The organism is Exiguobacterium sp. 17-1, assembly GCF_023096305.1.
Classification (GTDB): Bacteria; Bacillota; Bacilli; order Exiguobacteriales; family Exiguobacteriaceae; genus Exiguobacterium_A; species Exiguobacterium_A sibiricum_A.
This window is the reverse complement of record NZ_JALIGJ010000002.1, coordinates 504,562-529,041: the sequence shown is the minus strand read 5'-3', so window position 1 is coordinate 529,041 and position 24,480 is coordinate 504,562. Positions and strand designations below refer to the sequence as shown.

The following is a 24,480-nucleotide window of genomic DNA, read 5'->3' as shown; positions in this document are numbered from 1 at the left end:
TTTTTTGATGCAGAAAGGGGCGAGACCGTGAACCGATTCAAGAAATGGTTTCAAGCAAAAGAAGAACCCGAGCTGCCGGTTCGCGACGTCACGCTCGATGAAGTCAAACGGGCGACACATGCGTTTGAATCGGCGTTGCCGAAAGGAACGAACCGGACGATTCTGCTCGATGAAGAACAACGGATTGATTTAACGCAACTTGCGCCATATCTTGGTGCCCGCTCGACGCAAGTCTTCTATATGTCACGGGAAACGTTTAACATCATGGAAGCGAAAGACCATTTGACGGTCTATGAGATGGATCATGTCCAGGTCGCAGTCGACCGGTATTTCGAGAAAGAACGAAAGTTGCCCCTCAAACCGCATTCGAAAACGTTCCAGGTCGATTGTGCGAAGCTGTTTGAGCAAGGCTACTTACGGGAGTTGCCGAAGCACCTCTATTACCTCGTCGATGAATCGATGATTGTCTCACTCGAACCGAAAACAGACTAAATCAAGGTGGACTGCCGGCAACGGTCAGTTCACTTTTGTGTTTTTTGAAGAAATCCTTGAGAACGATTCGAAACGGAATCAATTGTTCAAAAGTCTGACGTATTTCTTCAGAAATGCGTGAATCTTGGACAAACCCTTTGTATTCTAAGCCTAAAACCGATACCATTAACATGAAACGAGACAAATATAGGATGGTGTACATGGCATGACGAAACGAACGAGTACATGGATTGCAGTCGCAATCGTGGCAATGGCGATACTCCTTGCCTATAATTTTTACCTTTTGAATAAGACACAGACCGCTAATGAAGATAAAGCAGCTCCGGTCAAACCGTTTTATACGATGTCGCGGATCCAATATGTCGAAAAGAAATTGTCGACGACGGAAGATGCACTCGAGACACGGACGTATGAAGTCATTTTTGATGATAAAGGGCACTTCCGGACAGAAGTCATCGACGGTCCATCCAAAGGAACGATGGCGATTTGGGACGGGAAGATGTTCCGCGAGTACGATGCAGCCGGTAAACTCTTGAATGAGACGAAAGCATCGAAGAGTGTCAGTGCGCCGCGTCCGTTCCTGTCACGCGGCTTTAACGAACAGATCATCAAGTTCATTGAAGACGGTGATTTTGGTCAAGTCGAAGGTGAAGCCGACATCGCCGGAAATGCAGCTGACGTCTATGTCAAAAAAGAGCCGTCGAGTACAGTCCCGAAAGAATGGATCAAACAGTATCCATCCTTCTTTGACAAGGACGACAATGCGGAAGAGGCGACATACTATGTCGCGTCCGACCGGTCGAAAGTACTCGGAGCCGAATCGCGTAATAACGGAAAGCTGTTCTACTCCGTCAAGATGAAAAAGATCGAGACGCTGGATACATTCGATCCAAACTGGTTAAAAGCTAAATGAGGACAGACCGACTTGAGCGTCACACCGTGGCGACCAAAGTCGGTTTTTTCGAGAAGCAGGAGGAATCAATACATGGAGACGTTCTCAAAAGAGGAGATGTTCAAACAAATTGCGGCGTGGGAAGAGGGCTCAAAGGTCGAAGAAGTCCTGGCCTTACGTTATGCCCAAAGCAGCCGTCTATTACAGGAAACGGAAGCGCTAGTCCGGATTTTAGCCTTACTCGTCGAACACCGTTACATCATGACGGGACGGATTGATGCGTTGGCCGAGAGTTGGATGCAGGAAATCCGTCAACACGATCGTCTGCCGGAACGACTCGAACAGTTGTTGATCGAACAACAACTCCAAAGCAGTTATCAATTGCTCGTCGCCAATACCTTTCCGACGATCCGTGAGACGGACAATGCCAATGCGAAACGGTCAGCGACAAAGGAATTGATTCAACAAGCCAATCAAATCCTGCACGAGACGGAACAGGTCGTTGAACAGACGGAACGGTTGCGCCGGATTGATGCCGCGCGCTGGTCGGAACTGTTTGAGGCTGGCAAAGCATTGCTGCTGTCGAGCGCGACGCTCGAACAGATTGCGACGGAGTTTCTCGACAGCTTACAGGAACGGTTTTATTCGCGCGATGCCTTCCGGGAGATGACGGAGCTGAAAGCGACGGCAATTCAGGATTTACGTCGTGTCGTTGCGCTGCTTCCGGCAGAAATCAAACAGGTCGAACGGTCGGCGCTTGAAGAACTCGATGCGATGATCGGACTGGATGATATTAAACTGCGGGTCCATCAGATGTACCGCTTCTTGAAGTATCAGCAAAAACGGACGTCGGACGGCTACCGCTCGAGTGATCAGCCGTCACTCCATATGATTTTCATGGGGAATCCCGGGACCGGTAAGACAACGCTTGCCCGGTTGATGGCGAAAATCTATCATGAACTCGGCCTGCTCGAACGCCCGGAAGTCGTCGAGACGGACCGATCATCACTCGTCGGAGCGTTTGTCGGACAGACGGAAGAACAGGTCATGAGTAAAGTCCGCGAAGCGGTCGGCGGCGTTCTGTTCATTGACGAGGCTTATGCCTTAAAACGGTCCGGTCAAAGCGGCAATGATTACGGACAAGCAGCAATCGATACGCTCGTTGCCGCGATGACGAGCGGGGAATACGCCGGTCGTTTTGCCGTCGTTCTTGCCGGTTATCCGGAAGAAATGCGTGATTTCCTGAAAGCGAATCCCGGTCTGCGAAGTCGTTTTCCGGAATCGAATCATTATCTGCTCGCGGACTATACCGATACGGAACTGCTTGAAATCGGACGTTCGATTGCGACCGTCAATGATTACGTCCTGACGGAGCAGGCAGAGCGGGCGTTGTTGTCCCGGCTCGAACGGGAACGGGTCGACGCGAGTTTCGGGAACGGGCGGGCCGTCCGCAATATCGTCCTCGATGCGATCTTCAAAAAAGGGGCGAGTCTCGGGGAAAGTGCCAGTCACGAAGATTTTGCGTTGCTCGAACAAACGGATTTTGAACTCGTCGCTTCAGACGATAATACTGTCGAAGAACGACTTGAACAGCTTGTCGGATTACAGCCGCTGAAAGCGGAAATCAAACAAATCCAGGCATTATTATCGATGCAGAAGCGTCGACAGGAGGCAGGCTTTAAAGTCTTGCCGGTTGAACTGCATGCTGTCTTCAGCGGGAACAGCGGGACCGGAAAAACGACGGTCGCAGCTCTCTATGCGGATGTCCTCCGTCAGTGCGGTTACTTGAAGCGGGGCCACTTAAAAGTCGTCAGCCGGGCCGATCTCGTGTCCGGATACGTCGGACAAACGGCGCAACAGACCCGCGACGTGATCCGGGATGCCCTCGGCGGTGTCTTGTTCATCGACGAGGCCTATGCGCTGAACGGGGGTGCCAACGACTTCGGGAAAGAAGCAATCGATACGCTGGTCGACGAGATGACGAAACATGCCGATAATCTCGTCGTTGTCCTCGCCGGTTACGAACAGCCGATGCAGGCCTTGCTTGCAAGCAATCCGGGACTGAAGTCGCGTTTTAAACGGGAGTTCCATTTCCCGAACTATGCGAAGGAGGAACTGATTGAAATCATCATCAATTATGCTGCCCAATACGGGTATCAATTGACGGATGAAGCGAAACAGACGCTTGAGCAGATGATTGAGACGGTTCCGAACGGCAATGCCCGTGCCGCGATTACGATTGTTGAACGGGCAATCGCGAAGCAATCCGTCCGATTAATTGACAAACTTAGCTTAAGCGGTTCAGAATGGTCCTATCTTGAAAAAGAGGATTTTTAAGGGGGAAGCTTCATGTACACGATTGAAATACCAGTCCGTTACGCCGAAACCGATATGATGGGCATCGTCTATCATTCGAATTATCTCGTTTATTTTGAGATTGCACGGACAGAACTGATCAAGTCACTCGGACTTGATTACAAGGAAATGGAAGAAGCCGGATATGTTTCGCCGGTCACGAATGTTAATCTCGATTACAAACGGTCGTTAACATACGGTGACGTGGCACAGGTTTCCGTCTGGGTTGATCATTACGACGGTCTGCGGACGATTTACGGTTATGAAGTCAAGAATGCCGACGGTCAACTGGCGGTCGCAGGAAAAACGTCGCATGTCGTCGTCAAAAAAGAGAACTTCCGTCCGATCCGTTTACCAAAAGTCTTTCCGAACTGGCACGCGATTTACGAACAAATGCGTACCGAGGATGCCGCACTCGTCTCAAATTAAGCCTCCGCCCTCAGCAGGATTTCTTGCGTGAGGGCTTTTCTAATCAGTCGATTAGAGGTAACATAGAATAGCACCAAGGAAGCGGGGAATTAAAAATGAAAAAAATCGTAGCAGTCAGTACATTGGCGCTCCTCCTTGCAGGATGTAACCCTGGGGATCAGGAAGCGGAAGACAACTCAAAAACCGAACAGGCGAATAAAAGCGCAGACGAAAAGACCACTTCAGATACTGAAAAAAGTGATGCCGAAGTAGCAAAAGAAAAAGAAGCCAAAGAAGCAGCAGAAGCGAAAAAGGAAGCCGATGCGAAAGCGGAAGCTGAGAAAAAAGCAGAAGAACAGACGGCTGCCGATAAAAAAGCGGCGGATGAAAAAGCGGCCGAAGAGAAAGCAGCAGCGGATAAAGCAGCTGAAGAGAAGGCGAAGGAAGAGAAGTCATCGGACGAATCTTCGACAGAAGACAAATCGGCCGACAAAAAAGATGACGGGAAAACCGATTCCGTTCAGGATCCGGAACCGTCCAAACCGTCGAAACCTGAGTCCGAGACACCGGACGTTGATAAATCGGATACAAAAGCCGATCTGTCACTGGGCGAGTTAGTCGTCGTCAATAAAAAATACAGCTTACCGATTGATTACAAACCGTCGGACTTAGTCGTACCGAACGTCAGCTTCTCGTATTCAGGTGTCCTTGAACAAAGTTATATGCGGGCACCGGCAGCGAAACAGATGGAAAAAATGTTTGCTGATGCGAAAGCCGACGGCGTGACACTAAATGCCGTCAGTGGATTCCGTTCTGGTTCACGTCAGACGGTCCTTTATAACAACTACGTCGCCCGTGACGGAAAAGCGGCAGCTGATCAATATTCTGCCCGTCCTGGTCACAGTGAGCACCAGACCGGACTTGTGTTTGATATCTCGGCACCGAGTGTCGGGAATGGATTGACGGCAGAACTTGGAGATACAAAAGAAGGAAAATGGATTGCGAACAACGCAGCGAAGTATGGATTTATCGTCCGGTACGACCGTGGGTTCCAGTCACGGACTGGGTACACGTATGAGCCATGGCACATCCGGTATGTTGGTGTCGGTCCAGCCACACAAATTAAAAATAATGGACAGACTCTCGAAGAATATATGAAGGTCGGTCACTAATACGTTGGAGGTTGACCATGATTGAAATCATCGGGATTTTAATTTTAGGCTATTTACTCGGCTCGATTCCGTTTGCGTTGCTTGTCGGAAAATGGGGACATGGCATTGATATTCGGCAGCACGGCAGCGGGAATCTCGGGACGACGAATACGTTCCGGGTTTTAGGAAAAAAGGCAGGGATTATCGTCTTGATTGGTGATCTCGGTAAAGGTGCAGTCGCCAGTCTCGTCCCGATCCTGCTCGCTTCCGAACTGCATCCGCTGTTTGCGGGTCTAGCGGCCGTCATCGGACATATTTATCCGGTCTTTGCCAAGTTCAAAGGCGGAAAAGCGGTCGCGACGTCCGGCGGGATGCTGCTCGTGACGAGTCCGATTTTGTTCCTCTTTTTGCTCGTCTCGTTTTTAACGACATTACGACTGAGCCGGATGGTCTCACTCAGCTCAATCGTTGCGGCAAGCATCGGCATCGTTGTTTCGATTACGATCGGCATCATCGAGCAGGACTGGATCGTCCCGACGTTCTTTACGATTCTTGCACTGTTCGTCATCTTTAAACACCGCGAAAACATCAGCCGGATCCGTCAAGGGACGGAATCGAAAATTGGTATGTTTGCGAAAGATAAAAAAGAAATCGATTGATTTCGACCGAATGCTGTTGTTCTTCTGTGATGGAAGGGCAACAGCATTCGGTTTTTTTATACGGAAGTTCGTTCTGTATTCACGGTAAACTGAAAAATAAACGAATTCAACAACATTTCATAGGAATTACACGTTTTTTTACACCGGATTTACAAGACCTTTACAGACGTTCGCTACACTAGAATTAGTACTTGTCTGTGAAGGGGGAAGGTCATGTGTCGTTATTAGGAGAGGAACGAAAATCACAAATCATGCAATGGCTCGAAGAAGAAGGGAAAGTCATGACGAAAGATTTGATTGATCGTCTGGATGTCTCCGGTGAGACCGTCCGGCGCTATCTCGAGGAACTCGAACGGGAACGGCAACTGAAGCGGGTGTATGGGGGAGCGATTTATCAAGGCGGGAAACAGGAGTCGCCGATTTCACGCCGGACGGATCAGCTGTCGCGGCGGTTGGCCCGGTACGCCAAAGGCTGGCTCAGTGACTACTCCTGCATCTTTTTAGGGAAAGGGGAACCGGTCGAACATCTGCTACCGTATCTCAGTGGGGGAGCGACAATCGTGACGAACTCCTTATCGATTGCCAGTCATCTGGAGCAATGTCGGGAAACAGGACCGTTTCATGGTGAAATCCGATTGCTCGGCGGAACCGTCGATTCATTCGGACAGACGGTCGGAGTCGAAGTGTTACAGGCGCTCGATGCCTATGCCTTTGATGCATCGTTTTTGGCATTCGACGGAGCCGAAATCGAGCGCGGATTCGTCAGCGATGACATCGAATCGTCCCTGATTCAAAAAGCGATCATCGGACGGACGAAGGACGTCTATGCCTTTTTGGCGTGTGACGAGTTCGAAGGAAACCGGAAGTATAAAGTCGCTGAATTCCGGCGCGCTAAAATCGTCCTCAGTCCCTCGACCTATCCGCCGTCATGGGAAATGAAACTGTTCAACGAACGGGTGAATTGGACGGTCGTCTCATGATACACTAGGGCGGGAGGGATGTATCATGTTAGAAATCATTGCAGCAACAGTTGAAGAAGCAACAGCAGCCGAGCGGGCGGGAGCCGATCGGCTGGAACTTGTATCCGCCTTGTCTGAAGGCGGCTTGACACCGAGTTACGGGTTGATCCGGCAAGTCTTGTCATCGGTCGAGATTCCGGTTCATGTCCTCGTGCGCCCGCACAGTAAATCATTTGTCTATTCGAAAGCCGATCAGGAAACGATCATTACCGATATCGATTTGATCCGGGAACTCGGAGCAGCGGGAATCGTCGTCGGATCTTTGACGCCGGATGGCCGTGTCGATGAAGGATTCCTCGGACGGATTATCAAACATAAGGGCGATTTGTCGCTGACGTTCCACCGGGCCATCGACAGTAGTCGGGACATTCTGGAAGCAGCGGAAGTATTGGCTGATTTTCCCGAGGTCGACCGGATCCTAACGTCAGGCGGACACGCGACGGCACTTGAAGGTCAAGGCGTCATCGCCCAGTTGATTGAGCAAAATCCCGACTTGATTGTCTTACCGGGCTCTGGTATCACAGTCGAACGGGCGGAAGAATTACTTAAAGCAACCAATGCAACCGAGTTACATGTCGGATCCGCCGTTCTTGTAGACGGTCAAGTCGATCCGGAGAAAGTCAAAGCGTTAAAACAATTGCTGGCACGTTAATCAAAGTCATTCGTTGGCGCGACAGTCAACATTATGAGGAATGAGGGCAGATTTGAATCTGTTCCTCTTTTTTTATGTTGAAGAAAAAGTGGTTTCAGTTGCATCACTCTTTTAAGAAGAGGAAGGAATCCAATTATCACAGCTGTCCAAAAATCGTCACATCTTCAGCCTTGTGGGGGGATGATTGCTATTTTTTCAAAGCAGACTACGGTACACTAAAACAGGAAAGTTGAAAGACAAAGGAGTATCTCATGACAAATTTACAGTACAAACAAGCTGCACTTGCAACATTAAAAGGGAAGTGGCTGACGGGGCTGAGTATTTCAATCATCTATTTCGTCATCTTCGCGCTGGCTGCCAGCCGGATGTCGTTTGACCAGGATAATCTCGACAGTATGTTACGGTTCGTCGCCCTGAACATCGTCGTAACGATTGTGCTGTCACCTGTCACGCTTGGACGGACGATTGCCTATTTACGATTCGTCCGCGGGGAATCAGCTGGTATCGGGACGTTATTTGAAGGGTTTGCTTCAATCCGTTTCTACCTGAAGACGATGGCAGCCTATGCACTGGTAACGCTGCTCGTTTACATCGGATCTTTTTTAATCCTTCCAGCGATTTTCTTTTATCTGATGTACCGTTTGGTGCCGTTTTTATTAGTTGATCGACCGGATTTGTCGTTTGTCCAAGTCCTTGGCGAAAGCCGACGGATGATGCGAGGGCATAAATGGCGTCTCGCGAAACTGTATCTCAGTTTCATCCTTTGGGGGATTCTCGCGTTACTCAGTACCGTCGGCGTTGTCCTGCTGACACCGTACTTTGATACGACGATGGCGCATTTCTATGAGCAATTAAAAAAAGAGCAACAGACAGCAACACGTTCTGCGTAAAAAAACGAGTCTGATCCGCCCTTCATCGGGTAGATCAGACTCGTTTTGTCGTGCCGTTCCTTAACGCGACGGTGTTTTTTCTTTTAGCAGCAAGTAAAGGGCTTGTGTACCGGATTCGGCATGCCCGGATGCTGCCAGCTCCTCATATAAGTTTTTGACGAGAGCCAGTCCCGGTGTCGCAATCCCCATCTCTTCAGCCCGTTCGAGCGCCAAGTTCATATCTTTAATGAAATGTTTGACGAAGAAACCAGGTGAATAGTTCTCGGCGATGACACGCGGAATCAGGTTTTCGAGTGACCAGCTGCCGGCCGAACCGCTTTTGATTGTCTCGACGAACTGCGTCGGATCAATGCCGGATTTCGTGACGAACAGCAACATTTCAGCGGTCCCGATCATGGATCCGGCAATCGCAATCTGATTGGCAAGCTTGGCCGATTGTCCTTGTCCCGGACCTCCGAAGCGGGCAATCGATTTCCCCATCGCTTCAAACAACGGCCGAACGGTGTTAAACGCGTCTTCGTCGCCACCTGCGAGGATGGCGAGCGTCCCGTTTTTTGCTCCGAGATCGCCGCCTGTGACGGGGGCGTCGAGCGCCCGCAGACCTTTCGCGTCCGCTTGCTCCGCAATCCGGATCGCAAGCGCCGGACTTGACGTCGTCATATCGATGACGATCGTTCCCGGTTTCGCGGATGCTAAAATTCCATCACTCGCCAAATAAATCTGTTCGACGTCCTGCGGATAACCGACGATTGAAATGACGACATCAACATCCGTCACGGCTTCCTGAATCGTATCGACGATCACGGCGCCGTCCTGTTCAAGCGGCAAACCTTTTTCTTTTGTCCGGTTATAGCCTTTGACGGAAAAGCCGGCTTTTAATAAGTTGCGGACCATGCCTTGACCCATGACACCCAGTCCGATGAAACCAATTGTTTTTGTCATCTGTTACTCCCCCTGGTCGTTTCGGTTTGACCGATGAATTGTTGCGTTACGAGTTTATTATACAAAACATTTGTCTCGACGAGGGTGTCATGTGTTCCGATTCCGGAAACACGCCCTTGTTCGAGAACGACGATTTGATCCGCATGCCGGACCGTTGCGAGACGATGGGCGATGACAAATGTCGTCCGTCCTTCCATCAGCCGTTCGAGCGCTTCCTGGACGACCCGTTCCGACTCCGAGTCGAGACTCGAGGTCGCTTCGTCGAGCAATAACAATTCCGGATCCCGCAGGAGGGCCCGGGCAATCGCAATCCGTTGCCGTTGACCACCTGACAGTTTGACACCCCGTTCGCCGATCTCCGTATCATATCCGAGCGTAAACGAAGAAATGAATTCATCGGCATTCGCCATTTCGGCAGCGTCCCGGATTTGTTGTTCCGTGACCTGTTGCGTCAAGCCATATAACAGGTTGTCGCGGATTGTTCCGGACAAGACAGGCGAGTCCTGTGCAACGTAGCCGATGGCATTCCGCCAGCTCGCCAGTTCAAACTGATCAATCGCATGACGGCCGAGCTCGATTTGACCATTCGTCGGCAGATAAAAGCGTTCGAGCAGGGCGAACAACGTTGATTTACCGGAGCCGCTTGGACCGACGATCGCCGTCGTTTGACCACGCGGCAAGGAGAAGGTGACGTCGTGCAACAATGTCGTGTCGTCATAGCCGAACGACAAGTGATTAAAATGAACGGCTGCAAACGGACGCTCGACCTGCCGGGTACCGTCCTGTTCCGGTTGTTCTTCGAGCAGTTCAGAAATCCGTTCCGTTGCCCCGCGCGCTTTCTGTAATTTTGAGACGAACTCGGTCATCGTCACGAGCGGTGTCATGATTTGAAACAGGTATAACGAAAAGGCAACGAGTTCACCTGCCGTAATCTGGTTCGTCGAGACGCGGTAAGCGCCGAAACTGATGATGACGATCAGCATCGAGGTCAGGGCGACGTTGAAGACCGGCAGTAAAATGGCTTGAATCTTACCTTCTTTCACGCCGAAGCCAAACAGATGTTCAATCCGCGTTTTTCCACGGTCCATTTCATAGGTTTCTGTCGCCTGTGATTTGACCAAGCGTACTTCACCAAGCATTTCCGCAAAAAATCCCGATAATCCGGCGAGCTCTTTTTGCGTTTCCCGTGAAATCTGATGCAGTTTCCGGACAAGCGGAATGATGATCAATAACGTCAACGGGACGGCGATGACCATGACGAGCGTCATTTGCCAGTCGAGGAAAAATAAAATCGTAATCGCGCCGACAATCGAGACGATTGAGGTTAAGAGACGAACAAGTTGCTCCGATAATAACTGTTGTAAGGTGGTTGCATCGTTATTGAGACGTGAGACGAGTTCACCCGACTTCGTTTCGTCATAGAAGGGAATGGGTAAAGCTAGCAAGTGTTTCCATAACATCGTCCGTAAGTTGGCGACGATTCGTTGCCCGGCGACTTGCAACCAGTAGATGGAAAAAGCATTGCTGATCATCTGGACGATGAAGACCGTGATGAAGAGGGCAATCAAGCCCGGTGTCACCTGATCGATGGAAAAGTTGTCGATCAAGGATTTCAAGAACCAGGGAATCATCAAGGCAGCGAGGGCCTGGATGATTGAAACCGTCACGGCTGCCGACAGCAGTCCGACCGGTGGTTCGCTTTTCTTCAGTAAGGATAAAAATGAGGTAAATGTTGCAGGTTTCAATTCGGCACATCCTTTCCTTTTTATTGTCGGTTCTACGGCAGTTACGGTCAACTTCGAGTGATCGACTTGACAGTGATTCCAATCGTCACGGACACTGAAAGAGAACAAAAGAAGGAGTGACGTGACATGAAGATATGGATCGATGCGGACGGCTGTCCGGTCGTCGATTTGACGATTCGATTGAGCAGAGGGTATGAGGTGTTTTTAGTCTGTGATACGGCACATCAGTTCAATCGGGAAGGGGCGACGACCATCACGATTGGTCAAGGGGCGGACGCGGTCGACTTTGCCATCGTCAACCGGATGGTACCGGGTGACATCGTCGTCACCCAGGATTACGGTCTGGCAGCTCTGGCTCTTGCCCGCAACGGACGAGCCGTCGATCAGAATGGCCGAATTTTTACGAATGAAAATATCGATTTTCTTTTACATACACGACATATCGGTCAAGAAATCCGACGGGCGGGTGGCCGGACGAAGGGACCGAAAAAACGGACGCGGCAGGAAGATGTGGCGTTCGAACAGGCATTTAAACGTTTATTAACCGGGACAACATCGCGTTTTTAAGTCAAATGCGCAACGGAAATTTAAAATCTCGTGTTATAATTCTAGACATGAATGCACGAATCGGAAGGAGGAAGACCATTGAAAAAAATTGTTCGATATCGTCCGGAAAAAAAGACGAGACCGTACCGTCTGAAGACCAGTCCATTTCCTGTCAAGACGTTGCAGACGACCGACCGTCAACGGATTGGTCAACTGACACAGGACTTGGCGGAAGTTGAACATAAATTGAAACACCGCAATGAAATCATGGAAGCATTGGCGACTCAAAACGTCGAGTCGGCCTGTGAGACGTTGCTTGTTAAATTACTTCAGCTCGTCGATCTTGAAGAGGGGGCGATTCTGTTGTATCGCCGGGAACAATTGAGCCACCTTGTGACGCAAGGTGTGGAAGACATTGAATTGATCGAAAAGGATTTGGATCAGTATTCTGTGTTGCGCCGCGCTTTTGTCATGCGCAAATCGGTTCAACTCCCTTTGGCAGAGAGGATCTATGAATCCGCAATTCCTGTCCAGTCACCAAGTAACGGAGGTGTCGTTGGTGTCATCTACCTCAAACATCCGTTCGAGCAGTTCAACTTGGAACAGGTCGGGGATATTCTGGATTTGTCACGAAAACTCGGGATGACGCTCGAACGTCACCTGTTGTTCCATCAAATGGAGCATGAAAAAATCAAGACCTACCAATTACTCGATTCGATCCGGGAAGCGGTGTTATATATCGAAAGCAGCGGGGAACAGATTTACGCCAATCAGGCATTGTTGAACATGTTTCCGCCAAAACTCGTCAGCCAATCCCAAGGATTCCGCCATGCGTATGAACGGGCGACTTCCTTATTCGAGCATGTCGATCAGCCGGATGCGCTGCATGACTACATCGGTCAGTTGATGAATGGTGAGATTCCGGGAGAGACGATTGAATTGTCGGCTTTTCGTGGCAATCTGTTGTTGAGTGCCTATGCGGAACGAATCGCGATTGCGAATGTCGAGTGGGGAATGATGCTCGTCTTGCGTGATGTCACGAAAGAAAAAGAGTTAGATTTGAAGCAGTCGGAATTCGTCTCGATCGTTTCCCATGAACTCCGGACACCACTTTCGTCCATCATGGGTTTTACGGAACTGTTGATGCGCCGTTCACTTGACGGGCCACGTCAAAAAAAATATCTTGAGACGATTCATTCTGAGACGGTCCGTCTGGCAGAGTTGATCGATGATATTCTGGAAATCCAAAAAGGTGAGGATATTTCACAAGGTATCGTCAAAAAACGGCTTGACCTTAAAAAGCTGGTCTATGAGATGCGCCCGATGTTCGAGCTTGCGAGCAGCAAACACCGGATTCGGGTAATGTTTGAGGCGGGGGATTATCAATTGACGGCCAGCGAAGAGAAAATGAAACAGCTCTTCACGAACTTAATCATGAATGCCATCAAATATTCGCCTGACGGAGGAACGATTCAAGTCCGCGGTCGAGTGAAGGGTCCCCACATAGTCTTGACGATTGAGGATGAAGGGATCGGGATTCCTGAAAAAGCATTACCTTTTGTATTTGATAAATTTTACCGGGCCGATAACTCGGATACGCGGAAAATTGGCGGGACGGGTCTTGGCCTGGCCATTTGCCGGATGATTGTCATGGACCACGGCGGATCAATTGCCGTACAGTCGGAAGAAGGAAAAGGCAGTACGTTTACGCTTCAATTTTCGGTCGAAGCGGCAGAAGACTAAGCAGGAAAGGAGAGACAACACGTGGATAACTCGCAAATGCGATATGAAGCCCTACACCCGCTTGTCGAAGATATCTTAAATCAATTGAGTGAAAAAATCGGCGTCAACACGCTGTTTTTTGCATTAAATGATTTAAACAGTAATTTCATCGTCAAGGCAATCAATCAGGGAAAAGAACTGATCGAAGAAGGAACAACTCATATCTTTCAACATGTTCTCTGTAAATTAGTCATCGATGAGACGGACGGAAAAATTCAAATCAATGAATTATTAGCGAATCCGATGACGAGTCACCATCCGGTCACTCAATCGCTTGGGAACGGAAGCTTTTTAGGTGTCGCGATTAAAAATGCGAACAATGAGAAAATCGGGACGTTGTGTGCTTTTGACGATCAACCGTATGAGTTCAGTGAAACGGATTTAGAGATGATTGAAAGTTATGCCGATATCATCAGTAAATCCATCAGTGTCGAGACCTATGTGATCAAGGATGCATTGACCGACGTCTATAACGAACGATACATGAATCGTCTGATTTCGAGTGTATCCAGTCATCCTACCTTTTTGATGGTACTCAATCTCGATAACTTCCATTCGATTAATGCAAAGTATGGATACCGGATCGGAAACCAGGTGCTTCAGGAAATCGCCTCACGGTTGAAGTATGCAGCAATTCCGGAACATGTCGTCGGACGGATGGATGGGAACGAATTTATCATTTTGGCTCCGTTCGAACAAGCTGATTTTTCAGAGCAGGGCCGGGTCTTTGCGGAAGCCGTCATCGAAGCGATCGAGCGGCCGCTCACAGGTCTCGCAGATGAGCCGATTCATCTGACAGCCTCGTCCGGAGTCAGTTTGTTGACGGGTGACCATATGAACCGGCAGACACAAGTCTACGCGGCAGAAGCATTAATGCAACAAGTCAAGCTGGATGGTAAAGCGGGTATCTTATTTGTGGATCAACAACGTGAGGTCGAACAACATCCGTTTAACCAGGTGTTGGAACAAGAATTGGAGCAGGCGTTGGAACGTGGCCAGTTCGAATTGTATTACCAACGGATCTTTAATGCAAAACTTGGAGAGACGGTTGCTGTCGAAGCGCTACTCCGCTGGAATCATCCGGTCCTCGGATTCGTCAGTCCGGTCGACTTCATCCCGATTGCGGAACGAACAGGTAAGTTTGGTCAAATCGGACATTTTACGATTGCACAGGCACTTTCAGACAGTGTCCGGTTAGAGACGGAGTTAGGACGTCCCGTGACGATTTCCATTAATCTTTCAGCCAGTCAGTTCAAGTCGGATACGATGCTCGCCGATCTGTTACAATTTTCGAAGTGCGCGACGTTTAAGCAAGACCGGATCGTGCTTGAAATTCGGGAAGAAGTGCTGCAAATCGGAAAACGAAAAGTCATCGAGCGTTTGGAACTGTTACGCCGGGCGGGCTATCGTCTGAGTGTCGATCATTTTGGGAGTCATTATGCTTCCCTCAATTCCTTACTCCGTTTGCCGGTGCAATCCGTCAAATTAGATCCAATCTTTACACGGCGTCTCGTTCAAAATCAACTCGAACAGTCGATGGTGCAGTCTGTTTATTCGTTGACGCAGGCACTTGGAATCGCGCTTGTCATTCAAGAAGTCGAAACAAGCGCTCAATTCCGGCAAATCATTGCCTTGGGAAATCAACTCTATGTACAAGGACATTATCTGCATCATCCGCAACCCATCACGAACTTGATTGCCGATTTTTCTAAGACCACGCATACTCAGGATGTTTAACCGTCTCTCGTAAGGGAATACTGTAATCATCATGATTCAAAGGGGATGTTACCATGTCAGAGCAACACGAAAAAGAAACGGATCCGATTACATCGGGGAATCGCATGACAAACGACGATATCGCAGGTCGCGATCAATCGGATACGGCAGAACAAACAGAGTCGGATTCAAAATCAGAGCATCCAAAAGAATCAGCTTCGAAGTCTGACAATCAAAACGAAAAGTCGTCGGATTCAGAAACTACGGAACGCCCGGATTCTGAACCATCGTCTGACGAAGCACCTGATTTGTCCCATGAAGCAGATGAAGACGGCGATGTTACACCGTCTGACGCAGACGATCAACAAAAATAATCGGGGTTATGCGCCGCTTTTTATACAAACAAGGGAGACGGATTTTAAAATCCGTCTCCCTTGTTTTGTTTTTTTAAAAGAAAAAACCTTTACGGAAGGAGGCATTGGATTGACGAAGTTAATCACCACCACCACCGCCATCGCCGCCGTCAAATCCGCCGTCCGCCATTCCACCGTCTGTCGCATGGGACGTATCCGTCAAGTCGACGGGGAACAAGAAAACGGGAATGAAATCAGTCGAACTCGTCCAGTCAGACGAATGGTACGGCGCAAAGAGCTGATGTAACGTCGGATGATCGGCAAGATACAGCCGGACGGCCGTCAGGAAAACTAAATCCTTGCGGTATTTAAAGTGAGGATTCTGCTGTAAACGGTCCGATAACTGTTCAAGCGTTACACGATGAGTTTCCGGTTGACCAAGTAACGCAAGCAGCGCATGAAACGATAGTGGGATCCCGTGTTTGCGGTAGGCATTCCGGGACTGGATGAGTTGATCGAGATAAAGGTGATGGTCTTCGTCCGGTAATAAGGCAAATAAGAGTGCCGTGACATACGTTTGCTGAGACCGACCGAACCGCTTTTTCAACATGTCATACAACGATTCAATCTGGTCATGGATAGCTGTTAATTCACCCCGTCGGAGACTGTTTAAAAACAGAAACGAGATCAGCAGGGGCGAGACGATGAACCGGTGAGACGTTTTACAGAGCCGGTACAACGAGACGGTCCGTTCAAGTTGGCTATCGGTCGCCTGTAAGCGGCTGATCAACAAAGCGGTCGAATAGGCATTGAGCGGATGGATAAGTCGATGTGTCGCAAAAAAACTATAAATCGACATCATCGGTGCAATCCGTTCGGACGGTTCCGCGTCATACGCTTGAATTTTTGAAGCAAGCAACAGGGCTTGCGTCTGATGGGAGCGGAGATGCTTTTCCAAAAACTGAGCCGTCTTCTCCAACTCAGGAAAAGGTGTCGGATGACGCCCGACGACAGCATCAAAAGCGAGTTCGATTAAAATGCCATCCTGGTAATTGACGAAATAGTGTCCAGTTTCATCTAAACGTTCCAAAAAACGTTGTCCGAGTTCCATCTCCTGCACCTCATCCTTTTTTCCCTATTTTACCATGACACACAAAAGAAAGACGGTTACTTTTCTAATCGGTCAATCAATCGCTCGGCCGCTCGGCGGTACAAGTTACTCATGTGGGCGAGCGATAAAATCAGTTGCAACTGTTCGAGATGATCCAAGTCATCCGTCGAATGGTGCTGCTCCTCAAAAAAGGTCTGATTGGCCGCCGTCGTATCGAGATACGTTTGATAAAAATCTTCTAAATCAATCGTTTGTTCCGTAACACCGGTATTCAAGTCCGTCAAAATCGTTTTGATGTCATTGATGGAGAACGTTCCTTTCAATTGATAGATCAGACTAATCAAGATCAGGTGATTTTTTGTATACTTTTTATTCGTGACCGGGAAAAACAATTTTTTCTTGGCGTAATTGTTAATCATCGTCTTTGTTAAAATCGTTTCCCCTTCCGTCCGTGTCGTCTCTTCAAACGTCCGTTCAAACAATTGGATGACTTGATCCATGTAGAGGTCGATGTTCGGGATATCCGTTAATTCCAACTGGCGGTCGAGTGATGGTTTCGGTTGATCTGACTGTGTCATGAAAATACCTCCAAAAAAATAATGCGGAATGACTTCCTATTTCTCTAGTGTATGATAGAATGTTCATATAACGCTATGTAGTATTTAAAACTACATAAAAACGGAGGGAATTTATGAAAACGTATATGAGAGAACCCATCAATGGTCTGACCCATCTTGGTGGAGCGGTCTTCGCCTTTATCGGATTGCTGGCACTGGTCATCAAAGCAGCACTGGAACGGGGAGCCGGATTACCGATCGTCGCAACGATCATCTTTGGTGTCAGCATGATTGCCTTGTACGCGGTCTCGGCGACATATCATATGGTACTGGCGAGTGACCGGGCCATTGCGACATGGAGACGTCTCGATCACTCAATGATTTATCTGTTGATTGCCGGCTCGTACGCCCCGTTTTGTCTGATCAGTCTGAACGGACCGACCGGCTGGGTATTGTTCAGTATCGTCATGCTGATTGCTGTCTTCGGCATCACCTTTAAACTGGTCTGGTTCAACAGTCCGCGCTGGTTGTCGACGACGCTTTACATCGGAATGGGTTGGATCATGGTCTTTGCGATCACACCGCTTGCAGCCGTCCTGTCGCCGGTTGGAATCGGTTTACTGTTCCTCGGCGGGATTTTTTATACGATCGGTGGCATTATCTACGGTTTAAAACCGCGTGTTCTTTCGTTCAAACACCTCGGGTTCCACGAGATTTTCCATGTGTTCGTCCTGCTCGGCAGCTTAGCGCATTTCCTTTGTGTCTATTTCTTCGTCATTTAATGAGTCAATCCACACATCCTTTCGTCAGCGGAAGGATGTTTTTTTGTTAGCAAAGTAGTCGATTGGCAGGTCTCATCGGAAGGAAAGCCGAAGAAAACGAAATGACTTGACTAAAGGAGGAAGAATTATGTCGATTACGCAATCCCGCTGGCAACTCGAAAAACTGTATTCGATTGAAGATGTGGAACGAACATTGAAAAGGGTACAGCAGGAACTGGATCAGCTTCAAACCGACCAAACACCGGTGTCATCCCAATTGACGACACTTGAGGGAATCAAGTGTCACGTCGAAGAGCTGAGTGATTTTGTGTATTGTCTGTACGCAGAAGATGTTTCGCGTCAAGAAGTGAGTCGTCTGCTCGAACAGACCGAGACGCTGCAAGCGGGTCTCCTGACAAGTGAGACGGTCTTCGAGGAACGGTTGCGGACGCTGTCTGAGGCGGAATGGACAACACTGCAATCTGACACGTCTTCTTATTATCTGACCGAACGCCGCACAATCATGGAACGGCGTCTTCCGGCAGAGCAGGAAAAATTAATTCAGGCACTAGCAATTGACGGATTTTCAGCATGGGAACAGTTATATGAACAGCGTTTGACCGGCTTACGGGTTCCACTTGATGAAACAAACGTCACGATTGGACATGCCCTGCATCAAGCGTTCCATGGAGCGACACGAAGTGATCGGCAAACAGCTGCGGCAGCTGTCGTTGAGACATGTGCTGCTGAACGAGATGACTTTGCGATGATTCTAAACCGGATTGCCGGTTTTCGGTTGCAAGTGTATGCGAAACGGGGATGGAACGACCCGTTAACCGAACTGTGTGAACAAAACCGGATCAAAAAATCGACGATTGAAGCGTTGCTTGCGGCAATTGATCAAAATCGTCCGTTGTTCCAGTCCTATTACGAACGGAAGTTTCGTCTCGCCCACGTCACTGAACCGGCATGGCACGATGTAGAGGCGAATACCTTTACCTCACAGGGGCATGTTTCCTATGCAAATGCACAATCGATTATTCTGCATCAATTTGACCGGTTGCATCCGCGGTTGGCGACCTTTACGAAAACCGTGTTCGAAGCAGGATGGGTTGATGCCGAAAACCGATCGGGTAAAGCAGAAGGCGGTTTCTGTGCATCTTTCCCGGTCGCTAAAGAAAGCCGGATCTTCATGACGTACCGGGAAGCGTATCCCGATGTCGTCACGCTTGCTCATGAACTGGGTCATGCTTATCATAATTCGCTGTTACACGAGTTGCCGTTCCTTGATCAGATTAAAGGCACAAGTATCGCTGAGACGGCATCGACATTCATGGAAAACCTGGTCCTTGATGCCGTCATCGAACAGTCGGAGCGTGAGGAGAAACTGGCGATGCTTGAAATTAAAATCAATGAAGGATTAAAATACGTCGGAACGATTCCGAACATGTTCCGGTTTGAACAACGTTTTTACGCCGAGCGGCAACGGGGACCGATCTCAAGCGACCGAATGGATGAACTGATGTGGGAGGAAGATGCGCTTTTTTACGGAGATGTATTGGCGGAACCGACTCCTTATAAATGGATTTATGTCGGTCATTTTTATGATACGGGAAAACCGTTCTACAACATTCCCTACACCGTCGGATACTTGTTGAGTAACCAGTTGTATGCGTCCGTCAAACAATCCAAAGCGGCGTTCACCAGTCAATTCGAACCGTTGTTGCGGGATTCAGGACAGGCTTCAATCGAAGAATTGATTGAACGTCATCTCGGAGGAGATCCGCAATCCGTTGCTTTTTGGCAACAGTCCCTTGCCCCGTTACGTGACAGCATTGTCTTGTACCTGAAGGAGACGGATTCGCTTATGCCAGTCGATTGAACTCCTGAGCAATCGGGAATAGGTAACTAACGAAGGAGGGGTGCGGATGTATGAACAGGAGAAAACGATACTGGCGAAAGCCGCCATCAAGCATGTCAGGAACGGGATGATTCTTGGTCTTGGGACGGGTTCGACGACCCGGAGTTTCATCGATGTCTTAGGGAAATGGGTCGAAGAAGGCGGACAGGTGCAAGGGGTCGCAACATCCAACGAGACGGTCGAACAAGCCAACCGGTTGAACATCCCACTTCTGTCGCTCGAAGAAGTGACGCACATTGACCTGATTGTCGACGGGATTGATCAAATCGATCCACATTTCCGGGTGCTCAAAGGCGGCGGTGGTGCACTGTTCCGCGAAAAAGTCGTCGCGCTGATGAGCCGGGAAGTTCTCTATTTGGCGGATGCTTCGAAATTCGTTCATCATCTGACCGGACCGCTACCGGTTGAAATCGATGCGTTTGCGAGACCGTATGTCGAACGTTTTTTACAGGACAAGCATGTCGACGTGACGCTACGGGAGCAGGGCGGAAAACCGTTTGTGACGGACGGCGGACATCTGATATTGGATGTCGATCTCAAGCAGGTCCAGGACGTCCAACACTTTGCCAAGGAACTGAAAAGTTTGACAGGAGTGCTCGAAACCGGTTATTTCGAACGACAACCCGATCACGTCCTGACCGTTGAGCAAGGACAAGTCAGACAACTGGCACATCCTGACTTACGGGACGGGGGCGGACTTGTCTAACTGGTGTTTTGGGAGAAAGAAGGGAAACCGATGCGGTTACGAAAGCGTTATGTGTTCGGAGCGAGTGTGTTAGCGGGAGCCGGTCTTCTTTTATTGAAAAACAAAGAGCAAAAAAATACAGATCCGTTAAAAGAGTATTTAACGCATCTCGATCAGGACTCAAGTCCAGATGCCGACAAAGATCCGGATGAAGTTGGATTGACGAAGCTCGATTCGATTTACCGGGCGGAGTGGCAGGCGAACGGCTATCCCCGTTCGCAAAAAGAACTCGAAGATCTGGAGAAATGAAAAGCGCCGACAATCCACGACCGGATTGTTGGCGCTTTTTTTAGTATGTAAGGGAACCGGCGATGATCAAACCGATCGAAATTGAAAGAAACAGCAATAATAAACCGACGGCTTCATTATTGGCATCGATTTCTTTCGTCATGCTGATCCGCGGAATGATCAGGTCTGCCAAATAAAACAGGACGATTTGGAAGACGATTGCTAAAGCTCCCCATAAGACCATGTCGAGGATGCTGACCGAGTTCGTGATACTTGAGTAGAGAACGATTGCAAGACCTAGGATCCGTCCGCCGAACGCATAGACGGCGGCTTTTTTTCCCTGACGGATCAGCTCCATCTCTTTTGATTTGGTCGTCACTTCAAACAGGACGACCCCGATTGCGAGTAAAAGTGTTGCGACTCCGATATACGCAAGTGTCGAGACAAACAGTTCACTGAAGCCCATCGTAATACCTCCTTAAGAATGATTGGATTTGTTTCGTTCTTTTCGTTGTTGCCAGGCAACATACCCTTCGAGCATCGCTCCGACTAAAATTCCGGCGGAGACATACAGGTAAAAATTATCCCCGATGAAGCCGAAGAGCAGTCCGAGTAGCAGACCGATGATAATGTAAGGTCCTTTTGTTAATTTCATGATCAATCACCTTCCTCACCATCAAACGTAGCCGATTTTTCCGGATTCGTCCATCCCTAATCGAGAGTGCGGGTAACCGCTACTTCGAGTTCCCGTGCAAAAAGTGTGACCTGGTTCCGCCCGTTTTGTTTGGAATGATACAGTGTTAAGTCCGCATCCGTGACCAGTTGTTGAATTTCTGATGTCGATTTTGGAAAATGGGCGACACCGAACGAAGCGGTCAACGGCAACTGAGCACCGTTCGTTAACTGAAACGGGGTCGTCGCAATCCGTTCCCGTAACTGTTCCGCCAGCGCCAAGACTTTTGGCTCTGTCAACTGTTCGACGAGAACGGAAAATTCCTCGCCGCCGTTGCGGGAGATGAAACCGGCGTCCGTCACTCCGTCCCGTAAACGGGAGGCGAATTGACGTAACACCTCGTCACCGGCTTCGTGACCGAACGTATCATTGACATGCTTGAAGTGATCGATATCGATCGTAATCAACGCCACTTCATGCTGTTGTAAAATCGTTTGTTGTTTTAAATCGTCAAAATGATCCGTGAAAGCACGAAAATTATGTAAGCCGGTCAAAAAATCACGTTGTGCTGTTTGTTGCCATGTCCGCATCGACTGTTTCGTCAACCGGATGTCACGGATGATGACAAGAGCGATCCAACTGCTGATGAAGGAGGCAGGCAGGACGACGCTAAGTATGTCCATGATGAATCCCGAGTCAGCTAAGACGTATGTCAAGACGATTCCGTGCAGGACAGTCGCATACACCGTGACAATCGTAAAGGTCCGCTTGGAATAGATCGGAAGCCATTTGACGAGCAGCGACGTCCCGACAGCGATCAAAGTGATGAACAGTGCCGCGACATAAGCCGAACTGTTCAGATTAACGCTGAACCGGTAAAGAATGATGACGATCGTCACGATCATCGTCGGCAACGGACCGGCAAAATAAGCGGCGACGATGACGGGAATGTGCCGCAAATCAACCAGGACACCGGGAACCGGCTCAATCGTCAGCTGCATCAGCAACCAAGATAAGACGCTCAGGCTGATTCCGTACAGAATACGGATCGAACGTTTGGAATCGACGGTGATCGGATGAGGTGACAGTTTTCCGAGGAGATAAAAGCCACTCATCAATAGGGTCAGGTTATGGAGGAGATCATAAAGAATGGTTTTCAAATTTACGCACCTTGCTTTCGTGTGACAAATCGTTCTACCGTTAGAATACGCTACTGACGTCAAACAATCCTTCATCTACCTAAAAGATTTCCGAAAAAGACATCAAAAAAGAAAATGTGTCTATAATGTGAAGTTATAGAACCTATAAGCTGTACTTATAGGTTTGCGGTTTTTGATTGACCATTCGTGGATTCAATTGTTAAATGATGAAGAAGCAATTGAAAGCGCTTACTAAAAAAAAAAGGAGATCCACCATGGAACTGATTATCATTCTTCTTGCCTTATCTTTATTAATGTTCGTCGCTTACCGTGGCTTTTCAGTCATCTTGTTTGCTCCCATCTGTGCCTTGTTCGCCGTCTTGTTGACGAATCCAGATTGGGTCTTACCATTCTTCTCGAACATATTTATGGAAAAAATGGTCGGCTTCATCAAAGCCTACTTCCCGGTCTTCCTGCTTGGAGCGATTTTCGGGAAAGTCGTCGAGATGTCAGGGATCGCCGAATCGATTGCGAAGTCGATCATTCGGATGATTGGAGCGAAACGGGCGATTCTCGCTATCGTTCTGCTCGGAGCAATCTTGACGTACAGCGGCGTCAGCCTGTTCGTCGTCGTCTTTGCCGTCTATCCGTTCGCAGCTAACCTGTTCCGCGAAGCGAATATTCCGAAACGCCTGATTCCGGGAACGATTGCCCTTGGTGCGTTTACGTTTACGATGGACGCTTTGCCGGGAACACCGCAAATCCAAAACGTCATTCCGACGACGTTCTTTAAAACAGACATTTACGCAGCACCAATAATGGGATCGGTCGGCGGCTTGATCATCTTGACCGTCGGGATGTTCTATCTCGAATCACGTAAACGTAAAGCCCATCAAGCAGGAGAAGGCTATGCTGGATTTGAAGCGACGGCAGCCAGCAGTGCTCCGCAGATGGAACTGAAAAACGAGCCGGAAATGACGCTTGAGACAGCGCAACAACCTGTCTACCGCCAAGTGTTGGCCTTTGTTCCATTGATTTTAGTCGCCGTCATGAATAAATACTTCACGCTCGCGATTCCGAACTGGTATCCGGAAGGCTTTGATTTCGCAGCGATTGGTCTCGAAGCATTCGGGAAAATCGAGACGCCTGCCGTCCTTGCTATCTGGTCCGTCCAAATGGCCTTGATCATCGGCATCATCTCGGCAATGCTGTATGACTTTAAAAAAGTCCGGACAAACTTCCAGGCCGGACTGAACCTCAGTATCGGTGGTGCCTTGCTTGCCGTCATGAATACAGGGGCCGAGTACGGCTTCGGCGGCGTCATCGCCGCTTTACCGGGATTCAAGACGGTATCAAACGGGATTTCGACGACGTTCACCGATCCGCTCGTCAATGGTGCGGTCACGACGACGGCTCTTGCCGGTGTGACCGGTTCTGCGTCAGGCGGAATGGGAATCGCACTAAGTGCGATGTCCGATAAATATACACAAGCGATCACGTCAGGCGGTGTCCCGCCGGAAGTCATGCACCGTGTCATCTCGATGGCGTCCGGCGGTATGGATACGTTACCGCATAACGGAGCTGTCATCACGTTGCTTGCCGTTACCGGCTTGACGCACCGTCAGTCGTACCGTGATATCTTCATGATTACGATTCTGAAAACGGTCACAGTCTTCCTGATGATCGGACTGTACAATCTGACAGGTCTTTATTAAACGGTTGGCTTTAAAAAAGGGGGAAACG

The 24,480-nt window shown here is 49.0% G+C and carries 24 protein-coding genes and 2 pseudogenes; 19 read left to right on the top strand and 7 right to left on the bottom strand.

What is annotated here, in order from left to right; genetic code table 11:
- The first annotated feature begins 27 nt into the window (after positions 1 to 27).
- The 9 genes from MUN34_RS08530 (at position 28) to MUN34_RS08490 (ending at position 8,518) form a co-directional block, all read left to right on the top strand.
- Positions 28 to 492: a DUF3939 domain-containing protein gene (locus MUN34_RS08530; protein WP_247857536.1), complete on the top strand. Its 465-nt coding sequence runs from the start codon at positions 28 to 30 to the stop codon at positions 490 to 492.
- Positions 493 to 697: 205 nt separating this feature from the next.
- On the top strand, positions 698 to 1,405 hold the full coding sequence (locus tag MUN34_RS08525) for a hypothetical protein (protein ID WP_247857535.1): 708 nt from the start codon (positions 698 to 700) through the stop codon (positions 1,403 to 1,405).
- Between the two features lie 72 nt (positions 1,406 to 1,477).
- Entirely contained in the window at positions 1,478 to 3,721 is a 2,244-nt protein-coding gene (locus MUN34_RS08520; protein ID WP_247857534.1) for an AAA family ATPase, read from the top strand.
- A 12-nt stretch (positions 3,722 to 3,733) separates the two neighbouring features.
- On the top strand, positions 3,734 to 4,168 hold the full coding sequence (locus MUN34_RS08515; protein ID WP_247857533.1) for an acyl-CoA thioesterase: 435 nt from the start codon (positions 3,734 to 3,736) through the stop codon (positions 4,166 to 4,168).
- Positions 4,169 to 4,263: 95 nt separating this feature from the next.
- A complete protein-coding gene (locus MUN34_RS08510) occupies positions 4,264 to 5,319 on the top strand; it encodes a M15 family metallopeptidase (protein ID WP_247857532.1) in 1,056 nt (351 codons plus the stop codon).
- Between the two features lie 17 nt (positions 5,320 to 5,336).
- A complete protein-coding gene (plsY, locus tag MUN34_RS08505) occupies positions 5,337 to 5,957 on the top strand; it encodes a glycerol-3-phosphate 1-O-acyltransferase PlsY (RefSeq protein ID WP_247857531.1) in 621 nt (206 codons plus the stop codon).
- Between the two features lie 215 nt (positions 5,958 to 6,172).
- On the top strand, positions 6,173 to 6,937 hold the full coding sequence (locus MUN34_RS08500; RefSeq protein WP_026828694.1) for a DeoR/GlpR family DNA-binding transcription regulator: 765 nt from the start codon (positions 6,173 to 6,175) through the stop codon (positions 6,935 to 6,937).
- A gap of 25 nt (positions 6,938 to 6,962) precedes the next feature.
- Positions 6,963 to 7,628 carry a copper homeostasis protein CutC gene (locus tag MUN34_RS08495; protein WP_247857530.1) on the top strand — a complete coding sequence of 222 codons (666 nt, stop codon included), beginning with the start codon at positions 6,963 to 6,965 and terminating at the stop codon, positions 7,626 to 7,628.
- Positions 7,629 to 7,879: 251 nt separating this feature from the next.
- Positions 7,880 to 8,518 (top strand): DUF975 family protein, encoded by a 639-nt coding sequence (locus MUN34_RS08490; protein ID WP_247857529.1) that lies wholly within the window; start codon positions 7,880 to 7,882, stop codon positions 8,516 to 8,518.
- A 60-nt stretch (positions 8,519 to 8,578) separates the two neighbouring features.
- Here the strand turns inward: MUN34_RS08490 and MUN34_RS08485 are convergent, their stop codons facing one another.
- Together MUN34_RS08485 and MUN34_RS08480 are read right to left on the bottom strand one after the other, a co-directional pair.
- Entirely contained in the window at positions 8,579 to 9,460 is an 882-nt protein-coding gene (locus tag MUN34_RS08485) for an NAD(P)-dependent oxidoreductase (protein WP_247857528.1), read from the bottom strand.
- Entirely contained in the window at positions 9,457 to 11,205 is a 1,749-nt protein-coding gene (locus MUN34_RS08480) for an ABC transporter ATP-binding protein (RefSeq protein ID WP_026828690.1), read from the bottom strand. The genes MUN34_RS08485 and MUN34_RS08480 overlap by 4 nt, the downstream gene beginning before the upstream one ends.
- Positions 11,206 to 11,331: 126 nt before the next feature.
- On the opposite strand from MUN34_RS08480, the gene MUN34_RS08475 reads away from it, so the two are divergent.
- The 4 genes from MUN34_RS08475 to MUN34_RS08460 all read left to right on the top strand — a co-directional run bounded on the left by MUN34_RS08475 (position 11,332) and on the right by MUN34_RS08460 (position 15,623).
- Entirely contained in the window at positions 11,332 to 11,772 is a 441-nt protein-coding gene (locus MUN34_RS08475; RefSeq protein ID WP_247857527.1) for a YaiI/YqxD family protein, read from the top strand.
- A 78-nt stretch (positions 11,773 to 11,850) separates the two neighbouring features.
- The gene (locus MUN34_RS08470) at positions 11,851 to 13,494 is read left to right on the top strand and encodes a sensor histidine kinase (RefSeq protein WP_026828688.1); all 1,644 of its coding nucleotides are present in this window, start codon (positions 11,851 to 11,853) and stop codon (positions 13,492 to 13,494) included.
- 21 nt (positions 13,495 to 13,515) lie between these two features.
- On the top strand, positions 13,516 to 15,270 hold the full coding sequence (locus tag MUN34_RS08465) for a sensor domain-containing diguanylate cyclase (protein ID WP_247857526.1): 1,755 nt from the start codon (positions 13,516 to 13,518) through the stop codon (positions 15,268 to 15,270).
- A gap of 53 nt (positions 15,271 to 15,323) precedes the next feature.
- Entirely contained in the window at positions 15,324 to 15,623 is a 300-nt protein-coding gene (locus tag MUN34_RS08460; protein ID WP_026828686.1) for a hypothetical protein, read from the top strand.
- 118 nt (positions 15,624 to 15,741) lie between these two features.
- Here MUN34_RS08460 and MUN34_RS08455 read toward each other — a convergent pair whose 3' ends face one another.
- On the bottom strand, positions 15,742 to 16,713 hold the full coding sequence (locus MUN34_RS08455) for a DUF4003 family protein (protein ID WP_247857525.1): 972 nt from the start codon (positions 16,711 to 16,713) through the stop codon (positions 15,742 to 15,744).
- 56 nt (positions 16,714 to 16,769) lie between these two features.
- On the bottom strand, positions 16,770 to 17,291 hold the full coding sequence (locus MUN34_RS08450; RefSeq protein WP_247857524.1) for a DUF1836 domain-containing protein: 522 nt from the start codon (positions 17,289 to 17,291) through the stop codon (positions 16,770 to 16,772).
- 113 nt (positions 17,292 to 17,404) lie between these two features.
- Between MUN34_RS08450 and trhA the strand changes: the two genes are divergently transcribed.
- The 4 genes from trhA to MUN34_RS08430 all read left to right on the top strand — a co-directional run bounded on the left by trhA (position 17,405) and on the right by MUN34_RS08430 (position 20,946).
- On the top strand, positions 17,405 to 18,052 hold the full coding sequence (gene trhA / locus MUN34_RS08445; protein ID WP_247857523.1) for a PAQR family membrane homeostasis protein TrhA: 648 nt from the start codon (positions 17,405 to 17,407) through the stop codon (positions 18,050 to 18,052).
- A 127-nt stretch (positions 18,053 to 18,179) separates the two neighbouring features.
- On the top strand, positions 18,180 to 19,913 hold the full coding sequence (locus MUN34_RS08440; RefSeq protein WP_247857522.1) for a M3 family oligoendopeptidase: 1,734 nt from the start codon (positions 18,180 to 18,182) through the stop codon (positions 19,911 to 19,913).
- 46 nt (positions 19,914 to 19,959) lie between these two features.
- The gene (gene rpiA / locus MUN34_RS08435) at positions 19,960 to 20,658 is read left to right on the top strand and encodes a ribose-5-phosphate isomerase RpiA (RefSeq protein ID WP_026828681.1); all 699 of its coding nucleotides are present in this window, start codon (positions 19,960 to 19,962) and stop codon (positions 20,656 to 20,658) included.
- Positions 20,659 to 20,688: 30 nt separating this feature from the next.
- Entirely contained in the window at positions 20,689 to 20,946 is a 258-nt protein-coding gene (locus tag MUN34_RS08430) for a hypothetical protein (protein ID WP_026828680.1), read from the top strand.
- Between the two features lie 40 nt (positions 20,947 to 20,986).
- Here MUN34_RS08430 and MUN34_RS08425 read toward each other — a convergent pair whose 3' ends face one another.
- Genes MUN34_RS08425 through MUN34_RS08415 form a run of 3 tightly spaced genes read right to left on the bottom strand, consistent with a single transcriptional unit; the run spans position 20,987 to position 22,758 of the window.
- A complete protein-coding gene (locus MUN34_RS08425; protein ID WP_026828679.1) occupies positions 20,987 to 21,391 on the bottom strand; it encodes a DUF350 domain-containing protein in 405 nt (134 codons plus the stop codon).
- Positions 21,392 to 21,403: 12 nt separating this feature from the next.
- Positions 21,404 to 21,580, bottom strand: a complete 177-nt coding sequence (locus tag MUN34_RS08420; protein WP_165871658.1) for a hypothetical protein — start codon at positions 21,578 to 21,580, stop codon at positions 21,404 to 21,406.
- A 56-nt stretch (positions 21,581 to 21,636) separates the two neighbouring features.
- Entirely contained in the window at positions 21,637 to 22,758 is a 1,122-nt protein-coding gene (locus MUN34_RS08415) for a GGDEF domain-containing protein (RefSeq protein ID WP_247857521.1), read from the bottom strand.
- Between the two features lie 254 nt (positions 22,759 to 23,012).
- On the opposite strand from MUN34_RS08415, the pseudogene MUN34_RS16020 reads away from it, so the two are divergent.
- Together MUN34_RS16020 and MUN34_RS16015 are read left to right on the top strand one after the other, a co-directional pair.
- Positions 23,013 to 23,658, top strand: a pseudogene (locus tag MUN34_RS16020) (GntP family permease); the annotation flags it as partial.
- Positions 23,659 to 23,744: 86 nt separating this feature from the next.
- Positions 23,745 to 24,452: pseudogene (locus tag MUN34_RS16015) on the top strand (GntP family permease); the annotation flags it as partial.
- Between the last annotated feature and the right edge of the window lie 28 nt (positions 24,453 to 24,480).

Excerpts from the sequence above, each read along its gene's own strand:
- rpiA (WP_026828681.1), top strand. The coding sequence starts at position 19,960 with ATGTATGAACAGGAGAAAACGATACTGGCGAAAGCCGCCATCAAGCAT.
- trhA (WP_247857523.1), top strand. The coding sequence starts at position 17,405 with ATGAAAACGTATATGAGAGAACCCATCAATGGTCTGACCCATCTTGGT.
- MUN34_RS08420 (WP_165871658.1), bottom strand. The coding sequence starts at position 21,580 with ATGAAATTAACAAAAGGACCTTACATTATCATCGGTCTGCTACTCGGA.
- MUN34_RS08495 (WP_247857530.1), top strand. The coding sequence starts at position 6,963 with ATGTTAGAAATCATTGCAGCAACAGTTGAAGAAGCAACAGCAGCCGAG.
- MUN34_RS08430 (WP_026828680.1), top strand. The coding sequence starts at position 20,689 with ATGCGGTTACGAAAGCGTTATGTGTTCGGAGCGAGTGTGTTAGCGGGA.
- MUN34_RS08525 (WP_247857535.1), top strand. The coding sequence starts at position 698 with ATGACGAAACGAACGAGTACATGGATTGCAGTCGCAATCGTGGCAATG.
- MUN34_RS08510 (WP_247857532.1), top strand. The coding sequence starts at position 4,264 with ATGAAAAAAATCGTAGCAGTCAGTACATTGGCGCTCCTCCTTGCAGGA.
- MUN34_RS08475 (WP_247857527.1), top strand. The coding sequence starts at position 11,332 with ATGAAGATATGGATCGATGCGGACGGCTGTCCGGTCGTCGATTTGACG.
- MUN34_RS08450 (WP_247857524.1), bottom strand. The coding sequence starts at position 17,291 with ATGACACAGTCAGATCAACCGAAACCATCACTCGACCGCCAGTTGGAA.
- MUN34_RS08440 (WP_247857522.1), top strand. The coding sequence starts at position 18,180 with ATGTCGATTACGCAATCCCGCTGGCAACTCGAAAAACTGTATTCGATT.
- MUN34_RS08520 (WP_247857534.1), top strand. The coding sequence starts at position 1,478 with ATGGAGACGTTCTCAAAAGAGGAGATGTTCAAACAAATTGCGGCGTGG.
- plsY (WP_247857531.1), top strand. The coding sequence starts at position 5,337 with ATGATTGAAATCATCGGGATTTTAATTTTAGGCTATTTACTCGGCTCG.
- MUN34_RS08490 (WP_247857529.1), top strand. The coding sequence starts at position 7,880 with ATGACAAATTTACAGTACAAACAAGCTGCACTTGCAACATTAAAAGGG.
- MUN34_RS08515 (WP_247857533.1), top strand. The coding sequence starts at position 3,734 with ATGTACACGATTGAAATACCAGTCCGTTACGCCGAAACCGATATGATG.
- MUN34_RS08455 (WP_247857525.1), bottom strand. The coding sequence starts at position 16,713 with ATGGAACTCGGACAACGTTTTTTGGAACGTTTAGATGAAACTGGACAC.
- MUN34_RS08485 (WP_247857528.1), bottom strand. The coding sequence starts at position 9,460 with ATGACAAAAACAATTGGTTTCATCGGACTGGGTGTCATGGGTCAAGGC.
- MUN34_RS08425 (WP_026828679.1), bottom strand. The coding sequence starts at position 21,391 with ATGGGCTTCAGTGAACTGTTTGTCTCGACACTTGCGTATATCGGAGTC.
- MUN34_RS08460 (WP_026828686.1), top strand. The coding sequence starts at position 15,324 with ATGTCAGAGCAACACGAAAAAGAAACGGATCCGATTACATCGGGGAAT.